This is a genomic window from Variovorax sp. FG153 (assembly GCF_057809595.1).
On sequence record NZ_JBMDKG010000017.1, the window covers coordinates 20,611 to 36,550 of the forward strand.

Consider the following 15,940-nt stretch of genomic DNA (forward strand, 5'->3'; position numbering starts at 1 on the left):
TCGTGCGCAGTTGGTTCCACTCAACGGGAGAAGCCCGGTACCGTCGTACCGGAGGCAGGCCCCAGCAGGTGAGCGCGCCACACAGGGCCGTCCCGTTGCTCCGCACCACCAGGCAAATAGGGCGTGAGGTCAGTGTCGCGGGCGATGGGCTTCACGAGATGCGGTGTCACGAGGATCACCAGTTCCTTCTCGTTCATCTGGTACTTGTTCTGCTTGAAGAAGGTACCGAGCACCGGGATGTCGCCGAGCAGCGGCACCTTGTCGGCGTTCGAGGTCGTGGTGCGGCTCACCAAACCTCCGATGATGAAGCTCTCGCCGTCTCCGAGCTCCACGGTGGTGTCTGCTCGGCGCGTGGTGATAGCGGGCACTGCAACGCCGCTGATGCTCAGCGAGTTGGTGTAGTCGAGATCGCTGGCTTCGGGTGCGACCTTGAGCACGATGCGATCGTTGGACAGCACCGTGGGCGTGAGCGTCAGGCCGATGCCAAAGGGCTTGTACTCGATGCTGGTGGTGCCCAAGCCTTGAGGGGCTGGGACCGGCAGTTCGCCGCCGGCAAGGAAGCTGGCGCTTTGGCCCGATAGCGCAACGAGCGTGGGTTCGGCGAGTACGCGTGCCATCCCGTTGCCTTCTAGAAAACCGACGTTCAAGCCGATGCCGGCCTTGCCAAAGTTGAAGAGCAGGCTGAAGGCTTGGGAAAGAGGGTTGTTGTAGTCGCCGCTGATGCTTCCGTCCGAACCGAAAGTCGCGGACTTCAGCGACCCCGGTGTGAACGATCCGAAGCTGAAGCCGTTCGAGTTGGCGCGCGTGCTGAAGATATTTAGGCCGGCCTGCTTGAGTACGCTCCGGTTGAACTCGACAACCTTCACCTCGACTTGAACGGTGTTGCTGCGCACGTTGACAACGGAGCGATCGACCAGTGGGGACTTTTCTGCGCCGGCTGCCATTGCGGTGTCGCGCGCTTCTTGGTACGCGATCACGCTGTCGAGCGAACCCGTAAGCGTAGAGCTGCGTCGGCGCACCTCGAGCGAGTAGACGGTCGCGGATGGCTGGCCCTTTTCCCAAATCATCAGTGTGGTCCGACCCGCAGCCTTGCCAGTGATGAGCAGACGCGCGGCTGCGGAGTTGGGCGATTGACGGGTGAGCGTCACTCCCGCCACTGCCTCGTCCGCGATGGCCATGCGCTCAATGCCTTTAGGGATGAGCAGTTCCTTTTGTGTACCGGTATCCAGCAGCAGCTGCATTGGTGCGCGCGCGGCGAGGGCTTGCGCATCGGCTGCCGAAGACGCGACGGGCCATACGCTCGGTGCCAGCAGGCACAACGCCACGAGGATCGGGCGCAGCGCATGGGCCGGGGCATTGGATTTCGCGCGGGGTGGAAGCGTCATGGTGTTTTTTTCCTGCGAGGCATGCATGGCGTGGCGCTGATCGGAGCTCAATAGCGGATGGTTTCGCTGCGGTCGCCGCGGATGACTTCGACCTGAAGTCCGCCACGGTTGCCGCCGCCGTTGCCAGCGGACGGGGCGCGTTGAACAACCGCGATGGGCGGGCGCACGACGCTGGGCTTGCCTCCGGTCACGAAATCGGCAGTCGTCACACCGGCCTGCGCACGGTCCAGCCCTTCGAGCGGGGACCGGCGCGGCTCACCAGGCTTGGTTGGTGCAGGCTGCAAAGCCGTGGGCAGTTCTGCGAATAATTTTGGATCGGGTTCCGACATGTCGGTAGGGTTGCGCAGGGCCAACAGCAGGCGACCGCTGTTCTCCCCGAGCGTGAGGCGGTTGACATCGTCCACCGGCACTGCGAGCACAGCCGTTCGTGCTGCTTCGGCACGTTGCTGTGCCTGCTGATTGCCGCTCTTGTCTGTCTTGGAAGGCAGACCGTCCACCGAGGCATTGCCGAAGGCAAGCACGCGCTTGCGCGACAGCAGCAGGCGTGCTTGGCTCCGGTCGATGTCCTTGCCGTCAGACTTGAGCATCAGAAATACATCGACGAAATCGCCCGGTTGGACCTTGTTTCCCACGCCCATGATCTCGTCAGCTTTGACCGCTACTGCGCGCTCGCCTTCTGTGACGCGCAAGGAGAGGCCTGAAACCAGCTGGCCTTCGAGAAGCGGCGACCCCTCACCCAGGTCGATTACCGGAACGCGACCCGCGAGGGGAGCCGTCTCCTTGAAGGCTCCCGTCGGATTGATCGGCAGTTGCTCGATGCGCAGGGCATCGACCGGAATCGCTTGGCCCGCAGGTAGCGGCTTCGCCGCGACGACGACGGGGAATGTCTGCACCTGTGCGCTCCTCGCAGGCGTGGCGCCGGTGTCTGCTGCCACGGGCGGCGGCGGCGCTTTGCGGCTGAGGACCCATGCATAACCCCCGAGTGCGAGAGCCAGAAGCACAAGGATGGCGGCGAGGATTTTGGTGAGATTGATCATGGGCAGTAGCCAAGGGATGTGGGCTGGCAATCAGGACTTGTCGAGGAGAAACCAGTGTCCAGGGGCGGTATCACCAGAGGTTCTGTCGCCCCCAAGACATCCACGCCACGCTCGCAAACGCAAGGTAGGCCGCATAGGGAATGAATCGGGTTCGTCCCTTGGAGGGTGTTCCGTCGATCGAGGTGGGCTGATGAAAAAGTAGCGCCGTGAGTCGGGGATACAGCGCCCAGCGCCGAAGGAGGAGCCAGAGCAATCCATGGGCAGCGGCCAGAAGGCTGCTGATGATCCAGATGGGAAGCAGGGCGGCGAGACCGACCCAAAGCCCTAGGACGGCGGCGAACTTCACGTCGCCAGCTCCCATGTATCCGAAGGCATAGACGAAAAGAAGACAACCAAATCCGATCGCTGCACCGAGCAGGCTCGACTGCCAGCTGCTCTGGAACGGATTGCTGCCAAGTGCCAGCGCCGCCAGAGCCGCGGTGGCTCCGGCGAGCACAAGCCAGTTGGGGACACGACGTTGTCGAAAGTCGTAGACGGCGACGAAGAGTAGCCAGATCAAGCATGTCGACGCCGATTCCGTCATTTGAACTAATGATCAGGTCGCTGCAGTTCCACCAATTGCGGTCAAGATTTCGTTGAACTTGGCCTTGATCTGCGTACCCAGACCCGTGAGCACGGTCACCAAAACTGCAGCAATCAAACCTGCAATAAGTCCGTATTCAATTGCGGTGGCACCTTCTTCGTCGCGAATAAAACGAGTAATAGCGTTGAGCATGATTAACCTTTCAGAAAAAGTCGTTAACAAGGGCTGGCGGTGCGAATGTTATCCGGCGTAACTCTGTGTATCAACAAGGCAAACCCGATGGAAGGGAGTTCCGCTGTGCTAGTCGAGAACTACTAGCACGATGGCTGCCAACCCCCACGGACATCGGTTGACCAGTCGGTCAAGGACGCTGGGTAACAGTTCGGAAACGAATTTTTCCCTCTGTAGGCGTGCACCGACATCCCATGAAGACGGGAGGGAGTGTTACGGAACAGGGGTGCGCGCGAGGGGCGCGTTACGGGTACAGACGTGTTACGTGTTACGTGACACGACCCGGAACGGCAAAGATGTAACAGTCCAGAAAGGGTTGGACCGTGCGCAAAAAATCACAAGTTCAGGGGTCTGACCCTGCTCGCGAAGGGGGATCAGCCCAGGATTTCCTCGTGGAAGAGCTTCCACTCGCCGCCCTGGCGCAGCCAGTACTGACGGCGCATGCGACCGCTGCGTTCCCCCTCGAACACCTCGCCGAAGGTGGCGACCATGGTGTCCTCGCTGTCGCGCCAATGGAGGTAGGAAACATCCTTTAACTGAATACGCCTGCCCTGGGCGTATTCGACTTCATCGCGAACAATTGAAATTCCGTCGGCCGATTTTTTTGCCTGGCGCTGAAAATCGGGCAAATAGAATTTCTTCAATTGCGCTTCATTTCCCTGGGTCCGGGCGTCTTTCCAGGCATTGATCGCGCTGGTGAAGGATTGGGCGTCCTTTTCGGCCTGGGGCTGGGAAATCCATTGCAGGCTGCGCGCGGTGACGACCGGCGTGGCGCCGATCTGCACCTTGCGCAGCAGCTGGCGCAGGTCGGGGTTGGCCATGACCACGCAGCCGTCGCTGGCCAGCGGCGCGCGTGCGTACTGCTGCGAGGGCGTGCCGTGCAGCCAGATGCCGCTGCCGGTCTTGCCGCGGCGTTGGTCGTAGGCGTTGGGATAGTTGATCGGCAGCGCGCCGGCGCCGTAGAAGTCCTTGAGCGACTTCGGGTCGAGGCTGCTGGTGATGAAGTACACGCCCAGCGGCGTGCGCGCATCGCCTTCGGACGCCTTGTCGATGCCCGACTTGCCGACCGAGATGTAGTAGTCGGCCACGAGCTTCAGGCCCTTGTCGCCGTTCTCGAGCAGGTACAGGCGCGAGCGCGAGGCGTCGATGGCGATCGCGTAGCGGCTGCGCGTGGACAGCTCGAGGAACTGGGAGGGCACGGTGTTCGGCGGCGGCCGTTCGCGCAGCGCCTGCAGGCGGCGGCGCGATTCTTCCTGCAGCTCGGCCATGGCCGGATTGCCCTTCAGGCGCGCCACGCTGGCGGCGTCCGACAGGCTGTGGGCAGCGGGCACCTGCGAGGCGAGCAGGTCGCCGTACACGAGCTGCGCGAGCTGGAAATTCGGGTAGTCGCGCACCAGCTCGCGCGCCTTGGCCAATGCGGGCCGCGCCTGGCCGCGGCCGAAGAGTTCGTAGATCGCGATCAGCCGCGCCTCGGCATTGCCGGCTTCCTGGATCGCGCCCGCGCTCGGCGCCTTGCGCGCGCCGCGGGCTTCGGAAGAAGCGGCGGCGGTGCCGGCCGCCGCGGCGGCCGCGGTCGCCACGGCCCCCTTCTTCAGGCGGACCTGGGCCTTGCCGCCCCTGGCGTCACGGGCTTCGCGTGCCTCCCGGGCTTCGCGCACGCTGCGCGATTCGCGGCCGCCGCGCGCTTCCTTGGCGCCGGCTTTTTCCTTCTGCGCCGAACGGCTGCCAGCGGCGGCAGCCTTGCCGGACTTGGCGCCGGTCGTCTTGGCATGCGAGGTCTTGCTCGTGCTGCCGGCGGCGCCGGCGGGCATGGCGAGCACGAGGGCCGAGGCGGCCATCAGCGCGGCCAGCAGGCTCCCGCCGCGCCGCAGTTCTGGGATCTGGGGCCGGCCCCGCCGGACGATGTCTGCCACTAGCCGCCGACGCTTTCCTTGCGAATGTGCCACTGACCGCCGGAGCGCTGCAGTTCCAGCGTCTTGCGGCTGGAGATGTTGAGGTTGTCGGCGCGGTAGACCTGGCGGAACTTGGCGGTGGCCGACTGTCCGTTGACCTGGATCACGAGGTTCTCGAGGTTCACGCTGATGCTGGACTTGCCGACGATGCGCGCGCGGCGCTCCTCTTCCCAGTTCTTGCGGCTCTGGCCGCCGCCGGGCGTGAAGTCGCTGCCGTAGGCGGCGAGGTAGCGGTCCATGTCCTGGCCGGCCCAGGCGGCCGCCCAGCCGCGCACGGCCGATTCGACTTCCGCGTTGGCGCTGGACGAAGCGGCGGGCGCGGCCGGTGCGGCGGCCGGCGGCGACGCCTCGGGCGCCTTGGCGACCGCGGCGGGGGCCGGTGCCGGGGCGGGCGCGGGGGCCTTGGCGACCGGTGCGGGCGCGGGCGCCGGCACCGGTGCAGCGGCGGGTGCCGGTGCGGGAGTGGGCGCCTTCGCGACCGGTGCGGGTGCCGGAGCTGGAGCCGCCGGTGCCGGGCGCGGTGCCTCGGGCGCCGCCGCCAGCATGGTCGGCTTGGCGCCCGGCACGGCCGGCACGAACAGCGTGCGGATCACCGCCAGCTTGGGCGCGACCGCGGTGTTGTTCTGGTCGAGCTGCAGCGCCTTGCTGTAGGCCTGGCTCGCGAGCCGCGCATACAGGTCGCCGAGGTTTTCCTGGGCGGTGGCATAGCTCGGATTGGTGCGGATCGCGCTCTCGAGGGCGTTGCGCGCCTTGTCGAACTGGTTCTGGCTCGCGTAGATGACCGCGAGGTTGTTGTAGGGCTCGGGCAGCTCGGGGGCGTCCTGCGTGAGCTGGGTAAAGGCGGCGATCGCCTCGGCGCGCTTGCCGGTGTCGAGCTGGATCACGCCCTTGAGGAAGCGCATCTGCGGGTCGCGCGGCTTGTCCTTGAGGAAGGCGTCGGCCTTGGCCGAGGCTTCGTCGAGCTTGCCGGCCTGCATCAGGCGGTCGACTTCCTCGTGCTCGGGGGCCGCCAGCGCGGGCAGGGCCGTGGCGCCGACCGCGGCGGCCAGGAACAGGGCGCGCACGACGGGCGTCAGGCTGAGGGGAGTGCGCAGGGGGCTCTTGGGCATGGCGGCGAGGCCTCGTGAGAGAGGAGAGGAAAGGGGATGCGCCCGGGATTGTAAGTGGGGCGGTTAACCTCCAGACACACTGCGGCGTGCCTGCAACGCCGTTCCATTCCTCGAGGCAACTGGCTGGCGCCCTTCCCACCGAAACCGGTGGGGTCTGCGTTCAGGCGGCGCCGCGCTCCGGTTCGCCGGCGGCATCCGCCAGCCCGTGCCCCGGCGCCGGCCGCAGCATGGCCGGGAAGTGCATGTCGCGGTAGGCCACGAAGCGGCTGCCGCGCGCCAGCCGGTAGCCCCACCAGACCGCCACGAACAGCACCAGCCCGATGTAGGTCGAGAACACGCCGATCCAGTCGATGCGCCCGCCCGTGAAGGCCGCGTAGTTCTGGCCCAGCGTGACCACCAGGCACAGGCCGAAGGCGAACAGCGGGCCGTAGGGGAAGAAGGGCGAGCGGTAGGGCAGCAGCGAGAGATCCAGCCCCTGCGCCATCATTCCCTTGCGGAAGCGGTAGTGGCTCACCGCGATGCCGAGCCAGGCCACGAAGCCGGTCATGCCCGAGAGGTTCAGCAGCCACAGGTACACGCCCTGGCTCTCCGACAGCGAGGTCAAAAAGCACAGCGCGCCGACCGCGGTGGTCGCGAGCAGCGCATTGAGCGGCACGCCCGCGCGCGTGAGCCGCGCGAAGCAGCGCGGCGCGCGGCCGTCCTTCGCGAGGTTGAACAGCATCCGGGTCGAGGCGTACATGCCCGAGTTGCCGGCCGACAGCACAGCCGTGAGGATCACCGCGTTCATCACGCTGGCCGCGAAGGCCAGCCCGGCGTGGCGGAACACCAGCGTGAACGGGCTCACGCCGATCGCGTGGAGGTCGGTCTTGATCAGGTTCGGGTCGGTGTAGGGAATCAGCACGCCGATCACGCCGATCGCCAGCACATAGAACAGCAGGATGCGCCAGAACACCTGGCGCACCGCGCGCGGGATGTTCTTCGCGGGGTCGGCCGATTCGCCGGCCGCCACGCCGATCAGCTCGGTGCCCTGGAACGAGAAGCCCGCGATCATCGCCACGCCGATCATCGCGGGCAGGCCGCCCACGAAGGGCGCGTCGCCGACCGTGAGGTTGCCGAAGCCGGCGGGCCGGTCGCCGCGCAGGATGCCGAAGATCATCAAGAGGCCGATGGCGACGAAGGCGATCACCGTCACCACCTTGACCAGCGCGAACCAGAACTCGGCCTCGCCGAAGCCGCGCACCGAGATCGCGTTGAGCAGGAACATCAGCCCGAGGAACAGCGCGCTCCACAGCACGGCCGGCGTGCCCGGGAACCAGTACTGCATCACCAGCTGCGCGGCCGCGAGCTCGACCGCGATGGTCACGGCCCAGTTGTACCAATAGTTCCAGCCGAGCGCGAAGCCGAAGCCCTCGTCGACGTAGAGCGCGCCATAGGTCGCGAACGAGCCCGACACCGGCATGCAGGCCGCGAGCTCGCCGAGGCTGGTCATGAGGAAATAGACCATCGCGCCGATCAGCAGGTAGGCCGCGAGCGCGCCGCCCGGACCGGCCTGCGACACCGTGGCGCCCGAGGCCACGAACAGGCCGGTGCCGATCGAGCCGCCGATGGCGATCATCGTCAGGTGGCGCGTGCCGAGCGCGCGGCGCAGCGTGGGCTCCTCGGCGGCGGTGCGCGAGGCGAGGGTGGGCGCGGTGGAGTCCGTTGCCATGTCGTTGTGTTCTCCCGTCTGAGGGCGGCGATCATAAGTGCGCCCCCGCGTCGCCCCGGGGTCCGGCCGCGGCGCCCGCACAGTACAGTCCCGCCATGGACCGCCTTCAGAGCATCGAAGCCTTCGTGCGCGTCGCGCAGACGCAGAGTTTCGCGGAGGCGGCGCGCCAGCTGCGGGTGGCGAACTCGGTGGTCACCACGCGCGTCAAGCAGCTCGAGGAGTTCCTCGGCGCGCCGCTGTTCCACCGCAGCACGCGCGTGGTGCGGCTCAGCGACGTGGGCCAGGCCTTCCTGCGCGACTGCGTGGAGCTCGTGGGCCGCGCCAACGACATCGTCGACCAGATGCGCGATGCGCGCGGCACCCCCTCGGGCGTGCTGCGCGTGCATGCGCTCACGGGCATGGTGCTCGGGCGCTTCGCCTCGCTGCTGCACGAGTTCCACACCATCTACCCCGACATCCACCTCGAGCTGATCGTGAGCGACGCGGTGGTCGATCCGGTCAAGGCCGGCGTCGACTGCGCGCTGCAGATCTTCCCGGCCGCCTCCGAGGAGCTGGTGTCGCGCCCGCTGTTCCCGGTGCGCCGGCTGCTGTGCGCCACGCCCGAGTACCTCGAGCGCCACGGCACGCCCGCGAGCCCGCGCGAGCTGCACCGCCACAAGCTGGGCCTGTACTCGGGCTATCCCACGCGCGACCGCTGGACCTTCCACCACCAGGGCGAGCAGACCACCATCTACCTCGCGGCCGCGCTGCTGACCAACAGCGTGCACCTGCTGCGCGAGTACGCGCTCGAGCACGCGGGCATCGTCTGCCTGCCCACGCTGGTGGCCGGCGACGCGATCGCGCGCGGCGAGCTGCGCGTGGTGCTGCCCGAGCACCAGCTCTCGTCGTTCTCGTTGAGCGCGGTCTATGCGGGCACCTCGCGCAACGCGCTCAAGTTGCGGCTGTTCATCGAGCACATCGCGACCCGCTTCACGCGCGTGCCGCCCTGGGACGCCACGCTGATCGAGCGCGGAATGATCCCGGCCGAACTCATCGAGTGAGGGCGCGCCTTCCCGGGTAAACCCCGGCGATTATTCGGAGTCTGCGAATAATCCTCTTCCAATCTGGTCCCTACCGGCGGCCCCGGTTGTTTCCTAGAGTTCGGTCCAAGCCAGAACCAAGGAGACCGCCATGACCCAGACCGCCCAGACCCACCAAGTCCACGAAGGGCCCGCCTACCGCACCCGCTTCGGTTCGCTCGCCCACTACGAGAAGGGCCACGTCGAGCCGATCGCCGACGACGTGCGCCACTACGCCTTCTCCAATTGCTTCGAGATCGCGAACAACAGCCGGCCCTACGAGAAGGTGGTGTTCGGCCAGAACCAGATCTACGTGCTCGAGACCCTGCGCGCCGAGGGCCACTCGCCCTGGTTCACCTGCGCGCACGACGAGTTCGCGCTGGTGATGGATGGCGAGGTCGAGGTGCACCTGGTGCGGCTCGACGCGGCCCAGGCCGTGGCCGACCCCGAGAAGAACGGCGCCGTGCGGGTCGAGGGCGAGCCGCGCGGCAAGAAGATGGGCTGGATGAAGCTCTCGCGCGGCCACCAGGGCCTGCTGCCGAAGAACACCGCCTACCAGTTCCGCAGCGCGCGCCCCGGCGTGATCGTGCTGCAGACCTGCAAGGGCGATCTGTCGGTCGAGAAGTGGGCCGAGATCTGCCAATCGCACTGAACAGCACTGAACCAGGAGCACATGCCATGAACGCACCCGCCGAACTCGCCCGAGTCATCGCCTCGCAACCCGACGCCACGCTCGGCTACAAGGACTTCTCGCTCGGCAGCTTCCGCTTCCGCCGCGACGAGTATTTCGTCCACATCGGCTGGCAGACCCGCGACGGCCGGCCGATGAGCCACACCATGGATGCGGGCAACTACCTGCGCGCGCTGATGCGCGACGTGGCCTGGGGCTTCTTCTACGGCTGGGTCAACTTCGACAGCGTGTTTGGCACCGTCAACCACTACGACTCGGTCGACCTCTATGCCGGCAGCTTCAACGGCACCATGAAGGACGCGGGCATCGACCTGCTCGAGAACTTCCCGACCGCGCAGATCCGCGCCACCTTCGAGGCCATGCTCGACGACTGGACCAATGCGAGTTTCGATCCCTTCGCCGCGCCGCAGGAAACCGGCTCGCCCTACGGTCGCAAGAACGGCAACAACACGGCCAAGATCACGCGGGCGCGCGAGCTCGCCAAGCGCTGCGTGGGCCTGAAGGACGACCTCGACCTGCGCAGCGACGAGCGCGGCGCGCCGGTCAACCGCGCCTTCGCCGACGTGCCGCAGGACCAGCCCGAGCTGCATCCCGAGCCCGGCTTCGAGAACGAGGTGCATGCCTTCAACCTCTTCGGCTTCCTGAGCCGCTCGCAGGTGACCTGGAACCCGAGCTTCACCTCGGTGGTCAAGCACAGCTACATGTGCCCGACGACCGAGGAGCACATCCTGCCGATCATCCACGGCAACGACCGCGTCGAGTGGTTCTTCCAGATGACCGACGAGATCCACTGGGACTGCGGCGACAAGAACACCGGCAAGCCCATGGCGCGCGTGATCATGAAGGCCGGCGACATGGCCGCCATGCCCGCCTACTGCCGCCACCAGGGCTTCAGCCCCAAGCGCTCGATGCTGCTGGTGTGGGAGAACGGCTCGCCGAGCCTGGTGTACGAGATCCAGAAGGGCGAGTCGCCCGAGATTCCCGTGCAGTTCTGACCTGCCTGTCTCCCTCCCCCGCTGGGGGAGGGCCGGGGTGGGGGCTCCGCGAGCCCGCGCCCTCTTCGAAGAAGCCCCCACCCCAACCCTCCCCCAAAGGGGGAGGGAGAGGAATGCTCATGCCCATTGCTTCCATCCGCCACCAGCTCTTCATCGACGGCCGCTTCGTCGACGCCGAATCGGGCGAGACCCTCGCCACTCTGAACCCGCACGACAACACGCCCATCGTCGATGTCGCGCTCGCGGGCAAGGCCGACGTCGACAAGGCCGTCGCCGCCGCGAAGCGCGCGTTCCCGGCGTGGAGCCGCATGGCCGCCGCCGACCGCGGCCGCATCCTGCTCAGGCTCGCCGACCTGATCGAGGCCAACGCCGAGGAGCTCGCGCGCCTCGAATCGCTGGACACCGGCCATCCGATCCGCGACTCGCGCCGCCTCGACGTGCCGCGCACGGCCGCGTGCTTCCGCTACTTCGGCGGCATGGCCGACAAGTTCCAGGGCGAGACCATTCCCGTCGAGGAGGGCTTCCTCAACTACACGCTGCGCGAGCCCGTGGGCATCGTCGGCCAGGTGGTGCCGTGGAACTTCCCGCTGATGTTCACGAGCTGGAAGATGGCGCCCGCGCTCGCGGCCGGCAACTGCATCGTGATGAAGCCGGCCGAGATCACGCCGCTGAGTTCGCTGCGCATCGCCGAGCTGATGGCCGAGGCGGGCCTGCCGCCCGGCGTGGTCAACATGCTGCCGGGCCTGGGCAGCGTGGCGGGCCAGTACATCGCCGAGCATCCGGAGATCGCGAAGATCGCCTTCACGGGCAGCACGGCGACGGGCCGGCGCATCGTGCAGGCCAGCGCGGGCAACCTCAAGAAGGTGCAGCTCGAGCTCGGCGGCAAGGGCCCCAACATCGTGTTCGAGGACGCGAACCTGCAGGCCGCCGTCAACGGCAGCGCCTGGGCCATCTTCCACAACCAGGGCCAGGCCTGCATCGCGGGTTCGCGGCTGATGCTGCACGAGCGGATCGCCGACGAATTCCTCGCGCAGTTCGTTCCGCTCGCGAAGTCGATCCGCCTCGGCAACCCGCTCGACGAGACCACCGAGATGGGCCCGCTGACCAGCGCTCAGCACCGCGAGCGCGTGCTGAGTTACGTGGAAGTGGCACGAGGCGAGGGCGGCGAGCTGCTCGCGGGCGGCCGGTCGCCGGGCGGCGATCTCGCCAAGGGCTGCTACGTCGAGCCCACCGTGATGCGCGCGAAGTCGTACCGCGACCGCGTCGCGCAGGAAGAGGTCTTCGGCCCCTTCGTCACCGTGCTGACCTTCAAGGACGACGAGGAGGCGATGCGCATCGCCAACGGCACCGACTACGGCCTGGGCTCGGGCCTGTGGACGAAGGACCTGCAGCGCGCCCACAAGGTGGCGCGCGAGCTGCACGCCGGCATGGTCTGGATCAACAGCTACAAGCGCGTGAACCCCGGCTCGCCCTTCGGCGGCGTGGGCCAGAGCGGCTACGGCCGCGAGATGGGCTTCGACGCGATGCGCGAGTACACGCAGGTCAAGAGCGTGTGGGTCAACGTCGACGCGCGGATACCGCCGCACTTCGCGCGCTGAGTTTCGGCAGAGCGGCATCCGCAGACACAAGAACAGGAGACAGCCATGACATTCAATCGCAGGCAATTCACCCAGGCCGGCGCGGCCCTCGTCGCCGCGGGCGCGACACCGCTGGCGTTCGCGGCCGACACGCTCAAGATCGGCTACGTGTCGCCGCAGACCGGCCCGCTCGCGCCCTTCGGCGAGGCCGACAAGTGGGTCATCGACCAGATGAAGGCCGCCTTCAAGGACGGCATCGCGGTCGGCGGCCGCAAGTACGCGGTGCAGATCGTGCTCAAGGACAGCCAGTCGAACCCGAACCGCGCGGGCGAGGTCGCGAACGACCTGATCCTCAAGGACAAGGTGGCGCTGGTGCTCACGGCCGGCACGCCCGAGACCGCGAACCCGGTCAGCGATGCCTGCGAGCTCAACGAGGTGCCCTGCATCTCGAGCGTGGTGCCGTGGCAGCCCTGGTTCTTCGGCCGCAAGGGCGATCCGGCCAAGGGCTTCGACTGGACCTATCACCTGTTCTGGGGCCTCGAGGACGTCATCGCCAACTTCACCAGCGGCTGGAAGACGCTGGCCACCAACAAGAAGGTGGGCGGCCTGTTCCCGAACGACGGCGACGGCAATGCCTGGGGCGACAAGGAACTGGGCTTTCCGAAGCCGCTCGCGCAGATGGGCTTCACGCTCACCGACCCGGGCCGTTTCCAGAACGGCACGCAGGACTTCAGCGCGCAGATCGCGGCCTTCAAGAAGGAGGGCGTGGAGATCGTGACCGGCGTGGTGATCCCGCCCGATGCCAAGACCTTCCTCACGCAGGCGCGGCAGCAGGGCTTCAAACCGAAGGCGATCACGCTCGGCAAGGCGCTGCTGTTCCCGGGCGCGATCGAGGCGCTGGGCGAACTCGGCGACGGCCTCTCGACCGAGGTCTGGTGGAGCCCCTCGCATCCCTTCGCGTCGAGCCTCACGAAGCAGAGCGCGAAGGCGCTGGCCGAGGCCTACGAGGCCGGCACCAAGAAGCAGTGGACGCAGCCGATCGGCTTCGCGCATGCGCTGTTCGAGGTGGCGGCCAATGCGCTGGGCCGCGCGAAGTCGCTCAAGGCCGCCGACGTGCGCGATGCGGTGGCCGCGACCTCGATCCAGTCGGTGGTCGGCCCGGTCAAGTGGGGCGGGCAGGGGCCGTTCAGGAACGTCAGCAAGACACCGCTGGTGCTCGGCCAGTGGGGCAAGGGCACGAAGTACAAGGTGGAACTCACCCTCGTGAACAACGAAGCCGCGCCGGCCATTCCCACCGGCGGCAAGCTGCGCGCGCTCTGACCGCCATGGCGCTGCTGGCATTGCATGGCGTGAGCAAGTCCTACGGCGCGCTCAAGGTCACCGACGGCATCACGCTCGCGGTGGCCGAGGGCGAGACGCTGGGCATCCTCGGCCCCAACGGGGCGGGCAAGACCACGCTGTTCAACCTGATCTCGGGCGACGTGCGCGCCGACACGGGCCGGGTCGACTATGCGGGCCGCGACGTGACGCGGCTGCGTCCGCACCAGCGCTGCCGCGCCGGCATCGGCCGCAGCTACCAGGTGCCGCAGCCCTTCGGGCACATGAGCGTGTTCGAGAACCTCGTGACCGCGGCCTGCTTCGGCGGGCAGCAGACCGAGCGCGAGGCCTGGCGCACGGCGCACGAGGTGCTGGCGCAGACCGGGCTGATGGCGCAGGCGAACGCGCCGGCCGGCGGGCTGCGGCTGCTCGACCGCAAGCGGCTCGAGCTCGCGCGCGCCCTCGCGACGAAACCGCGGCTGCTGCTGCTCGACGAGATCGCGGGCGGGCTCACCGAGCCCGAGGCCGCGGTGCTGGTGGGCGAGCTGCGGCGCATCAAGGCGCGCGGCGTGACCATGATCTGGATCGAGCACGTGGTGCATGCGCTGCTGTCGCTCGCGGACCGGCTGTTCGTCATCAACTTCGGGCAGAAGCTGGCCGAGGGCGAGCCGCGCGCGGTGATGAACGATCCGGAAGTGCGGCGCGTGTACATGGGGATGGACGCATGAGCGCATCGCTGCTCACCACCCACGGCCTGCAGGCCTTCTACGGCGACGCCCAGGCCCTGTTCGGCATCGACTTCGCGCTCGCCGCCGGCGAACTCGTCGCCGTCATCGGCGCCAACGGCGCGGGCAAGTCGACCTTCCTCAAGAGCCTCGCGGGCCTGGTGCGCGCGCCGCGCGAGGCGATCCGTTTCAAGGGCGAGTCCATCGGCGGCCTGCCGCCCGGCGAGATCGTGCGGCGCGGCCTCGCGCTGGTACCCGAGGGCCGCCGGCTGTTTCCCAGCCTCAGCGTGGAAGAGAACCTGCTGATGGGCGCCACCGCCAGGCGCCCGGGCCCGTGGAACCTGCAGCGGCTCTACGGCCTCTTCCCCATCCTGGCCGAGAAGCGCCGCCAGCCCGGCACCTCGCTGTCGGGCGGCCAGCAGCAGATGGTGGCGCTGGGGCGCGCGCTCATGAGCAATCCCGAAGTGCTGCTGTGCGACGAACTCTCGCTGGGCCTCGCGCCGGTCGTCATCCGCGAGATCTATGCGGCCATGCCCGGCATCACGGCCGAGGGCATGGCGGTGGTGATCGTCGAGCAGGACGTGACGATGGCGCGCCAGGTCTCGCGCCGCGTCTACTGCTTCCAGGAAGGCCGCGTGTCGCTCGAGGGCCTGTCGGCCGACCTCACGCGTGAGCAGATCGCGCAGGCCTACTTCGGCATCGAGGCGGCCCATGCTTGAGACCCTGCTCCAGGGCGTGCTGCTCGGCGGCCTCTACACGCTGTTCGCGCTCGGCCAGTCGCTGATGTTCGGCGTCATGCGGCTCACCAACACGGCGCAGGGCGACTTCATCGTGCTCGGCGCCTTCGCGGTGATCGGGGGCGTGTCGCTGGCCGGCGCTGCGGCGCCGTGGCTGGTCGCGCTCGCGGTGCTGCCGGTGGCCTTCGGCTTCGGCTACGCGCTGCAGCGCTGGGTGCTCAACGGCACGCTGGGCAAGGACCCGCTGCCTTCGCTGGTCGTCACCTTCGGCCTGTCGATCGTGATCCAGAACCTGCTGCTCGAGCTGTTCTCGGCCGACCCGCGCGCCATCGACACCGGCGGCCTCGGCACGCGCGGCCTGGCGTTCGGCGAGTCGCTCTCGCTCGGCGTGCTGCCGCTGATCGTGCTGGCCGTGGCGCTCGCGGCCACCGGCGCGCTGCAATGGCTGTTCGCGCACACGGCGTTGGGCCGGTCGTTCCGCGCCGTGTCGGACGACCGCGAGATCGCCGAGCTCATGGGGCTCGATGCGAAGAAGGTCTATGCCTTCGCGACCGCCATCGCCTTCGTGCTGATCGCCATCGCGGGCGCGCTGCAGGGCATGCGCACCACGGTGTCGCCCTCGGACGGCCCGCTGCTGCTGCTGTTCGCCTTCGAGGCCGTGATCATCGGCGGCATGGGCTCGTTCTGGGGCACGCTGGCCGGCGCCATGATCCTCGGCATCGCGCAGCAGGTCGGCTTCCGCCTCGATCCGGGCTGGGGCATCTGGTTCGGGCACATCGTGTTCCTGGCGGTGCTCGTGTTCCGGCCGCAGGGCCTTTTTCCACGCACCCGCTGA

15 protein-coding genes are annotated in these 15,940 nt (G+C 67.7%); 8 read left to right on the forward strand and 7 right to left on the reverse strand.

Going from position 1 to position 15,940, the window contains the following annotated elements:
• Positions 1–20: 20 nt before the first annotated feature.
• The 7 genes from ACODT0_RS19290 to ACODT0_RS19320 form a co-directional block, all read right to left on the reverse strand.
• Complete coding sequence (locus tag ACODT0_RS19290) at positions 21–1,241, reverse strand: type II and III secretion system protein family protein (protein WP_489042113.1); 1,221 nt, start codon at positions 1,239–1,241, stop codon at positions 21–23.
• A gap of 191 nt (positions 1,242–1,432) precedes the next feature.
• Positions 1,433–2,422, reverse strand: coding sequence for a Flp pilus assembly protein CpaB (gene cpaB, locus ACODT0_RS19295; RefSeq protein ID WP_489042032.1), 990 nt, complete (start codon positions 2,420–2,422; stop codon positions 1,433–1,435).
• A gap of 70 nt (positions 2,423–2,492) precedes the next feature.
• Positions 2,493–2,981, reverse strand: coding sequence for an A24 family peptidase (locus tag ACODT0_RS19300; RefSeq protein ID WP_489042033.1), 489 nt, complete (start codon positions 2,979–2,981; stop codon positions 2,493–2,495).
• A 36-nt stretch (positions 2,982–3,017) separates the two neighbouring features.
• Positions 3,018–3,197 carry a Flp family type IVb pilin gene (locus ACODT0_RS19305; RefSeq protein WP_489042034.1) on the reverse strand — a complete coding sequence of 60 codons (180 nt, stop codon included), beginning with the start codon at positions 3,195–3,197 and terminating at the stop codon, positions 3,018–3,020.
• Positions 3,198–3,610: 413 nt separating this feature from the next.
• Positions 3,611–5,149 (reverse strand): L,D-transpeptidase family protein, encoded by a 1,539-nt coding sequence (locus ACODT0_RS19310; RefSeq protein ID WP_082322186.1) that lies wholly within the window; start codon positions 5,147–5,149, stop codon positions 3,611–3,613.
• A complete protein-coding gene (locus tag ACODT0_RS19315) occupies positions 5,149–6,297 on the reverse strand; it encodes a tetratricopeptide repeat protein (RefSeq protein WP_489042035.1) in 1,149 nt (382 codons plus the stop codon). Before ACODT0_RS19315 ends, ACODT0_RS19310 begins: the two co-directional genes overlap by 1 nt.
• Positions 6,298–6,457: 160 nt before the next feature.
• Positions 6,458–8,005: an amino acid permease gene (locus ACODT0_RS19320; RefSeq protein WP_057594342.1), complete on the reverse strand. Its 1,548-nt coding sequence runs from the start codon at positions 8,003–8,005 to the stop codon at positions 6,458–6,460.
• A gap of 95 nt (positions 8,006–8,100) precedes the next feature.
• Between ACODT0_RS19320 and ACODT0_RS19325 the strand changes: the two genes are divergently transcribed.
• The 8 genes from ACODT0_RS19325 (at position 8,101) to ACODT0_RS19360 (ending at position 15,940) form a co-directional block, all read left to right on the forward strand.
• Positions 8,101–9,045, forward strand: coding sequence for a LysR family transcriptional regulator (locus tag ACODT0_RS19325; RefSeq protein ID WP_057594343.1), 945 nt, complete (start codon positions 8,101–8,103; stop codon positions 9,043–9,045).
• A gap of 130 nt (positions 9,046–9,175) precedes the next feature.
• Positions 9,176–9,715 carry a cupin domain-containing protein gene (locus tag ACODT0_RS19330; protein WP_489042037.1) on the forward strand — a complete coding sequence of 180 codons (540 nt, stop codon included), beginning with the start codon at positions 9,176–9,178 and terminating at the stop codon, positions 9,713–9,715.
• A 26-nt stretch (positions 9,716–9,741) separates the two neighbouring features.
• Positions 9,742–10,749: a hypothetical protein gene (locus ACODT0_RS19335; protein WP_057594345.1), complete on the forward strand. Its 1,008-nt coding sequence runs from the start codon at positions 9,742–9,744 to the stop codon at positions 10,747–10,749.
• Positions 10,750–10,883: 134 nt separating this feature from the next.
• Positions 10,884–12,347: an aldehyde dehydrogenase family protein gene (locus tag ACODT0_RS19340; RefSeq protein WP_057594356.1), complete on the forward strand. Its 1,464-nt coding sequence runs from the start codon at positions 10,884–10,886 to the stop codon at positions 12,345–12,347.
• Between the two features lie 45 nt (positions 12,348–12,392).
• A complete protein-coding gene (locus ACODT0_RS19345; RefSeq protein WP_261213373.1) occupies positions 12,393–13,646 on the forward strand; it encodes an ABC transporter substrate-binding protein in 1,254 nt (417 codons plus the stop codon).
• A 5-nt stretch (positions 13,647–13,651) separates the two neighbouring features.
• Entirely contained in the window at positions 13,652–14,371 is a 720-nt protein-coding gene (locus ACODT0_RS19350; protein WP_057594347.1) for an ABC transporter ATP-binding protein, read from the forward strand.
• Positions 14,368–15,087, forward strand: a complete 720-nt coding sequence (locus ACODT0_RS19355; protein ID WP_489042039.1) for an ABC transporter ATP-binding protein — start codon at positions 14,368–14,370, stop codon at positions 15,085–15,087. Before ACODT0_RS19350 ends, ACODT0_RS19355 begins: the two co-directional genes overlap by 4 nt.
• Entirely contained in the window at positions 15,080–15,940 is an 861-nt protein-coding gene (locus tag ACODT0_RS19360) for a branched-chain amino acid ABC transporter permease (RefSeq protein WP_489042040.1), read from the forward strand. Before ACODT0_RS19355 ends, ACODT0_RS19360 begins: the two co-directional genes overlap by 8 nt.

What these genes read in the sequence shown, in the direction of transcription:
- ACODT0_RS19290 (WP_489042113.1), bottom strand. Translation starts at nt 1,241, where the DNA reads ATGCAGCTGCTGCTGGATACCGGTACACAAAAGGAACTGCTCATCCCT.
- cpaB (WP_489042032.1), bottom strand. Translation starts at nt 2,422, where the DNA reads ATGATCAATCTCACCAAAATCCTCGCCGCCATCCTTGTGCTTCTGGCT.
- ACODT0_RS19305 (WP_489042034.1), bottom strand. Translation starts at nt 3,197, where the DNA reads ATGCTCAACGCTATTACTCGTTTTATTCGCGACGAAGAAGGTGCCACC.
- ACODT0_RS19315 (WP_489042035.1), bottom strand. Translation starts at nt 6,297, where the DNA reads ATGCCCAAGAGCCCCCTGCGCACTCCCCTCAGCCTGACGCCCGTCGTG.
- ACODT0_RS19320 (WP_057594342.1), bottom strand. Translation starts at nt 8,005, where the DNA reads ATGGCAACGGACTCCACCGCGCCCACCCTCGCCTCGCGCACCGCCGCC.
- ACODT0_RS19325 (WP_057594343.1), top strand. Translation starts at nt 8,101, where the DNA reads ATGGACCGCCTTCAGAGCATCGAAGCCTTCGTGCGCGTCGCGCAGACG.
- ACODT0_RS19330 (WP_489042037.1), top strand. Translation starts at nt 9,176, where the DNA reads ATGACCCAGACCGCCCAGACCCACCAAGTCCACGAAGGGCCCGCCTAC.
- ACODT0_RS19335 (WP_057594345.1), top strand. Translation starts at nt 9,742, where the DNA reads ATGAACGCACCCGCCGAACTCGCCCGAGTCATCGCCTCGCAACCCGAC.
- ACODT0_RS19345 (WP_261213373.1), top strand. Translation starts at nt 12,393, where the DNA reads ATGACATTCAATCGCAGGCAATTCACCCAGGCCGGCGCGGCCCTCGTC.
- ACODT0_RS19350 (WP_057594347.1), top strand. Translation starts at nt 13,652, where the DNA reads ATGGCGCTGCTGGCATTGCATGGCGTGAGCAAGTCCTACGGCGCGCTC.
- ACODT0_RS19355 (WP_489042039.1), top strand. Translation starts at nt 14,368, where the DNA reads ATGAGCGCATCGCTGCTCACCACCCACGGCCTGCAGGCCTTCTACGGC.
- ACODT0_RS19360 (WP_489042040.1), top strand. Translation starts at nt 15,080, where the DNA reads ATGCTTGAGACCCTGCTCCAGGGCGTGCTGCTCGGCGGCCTCTACACG.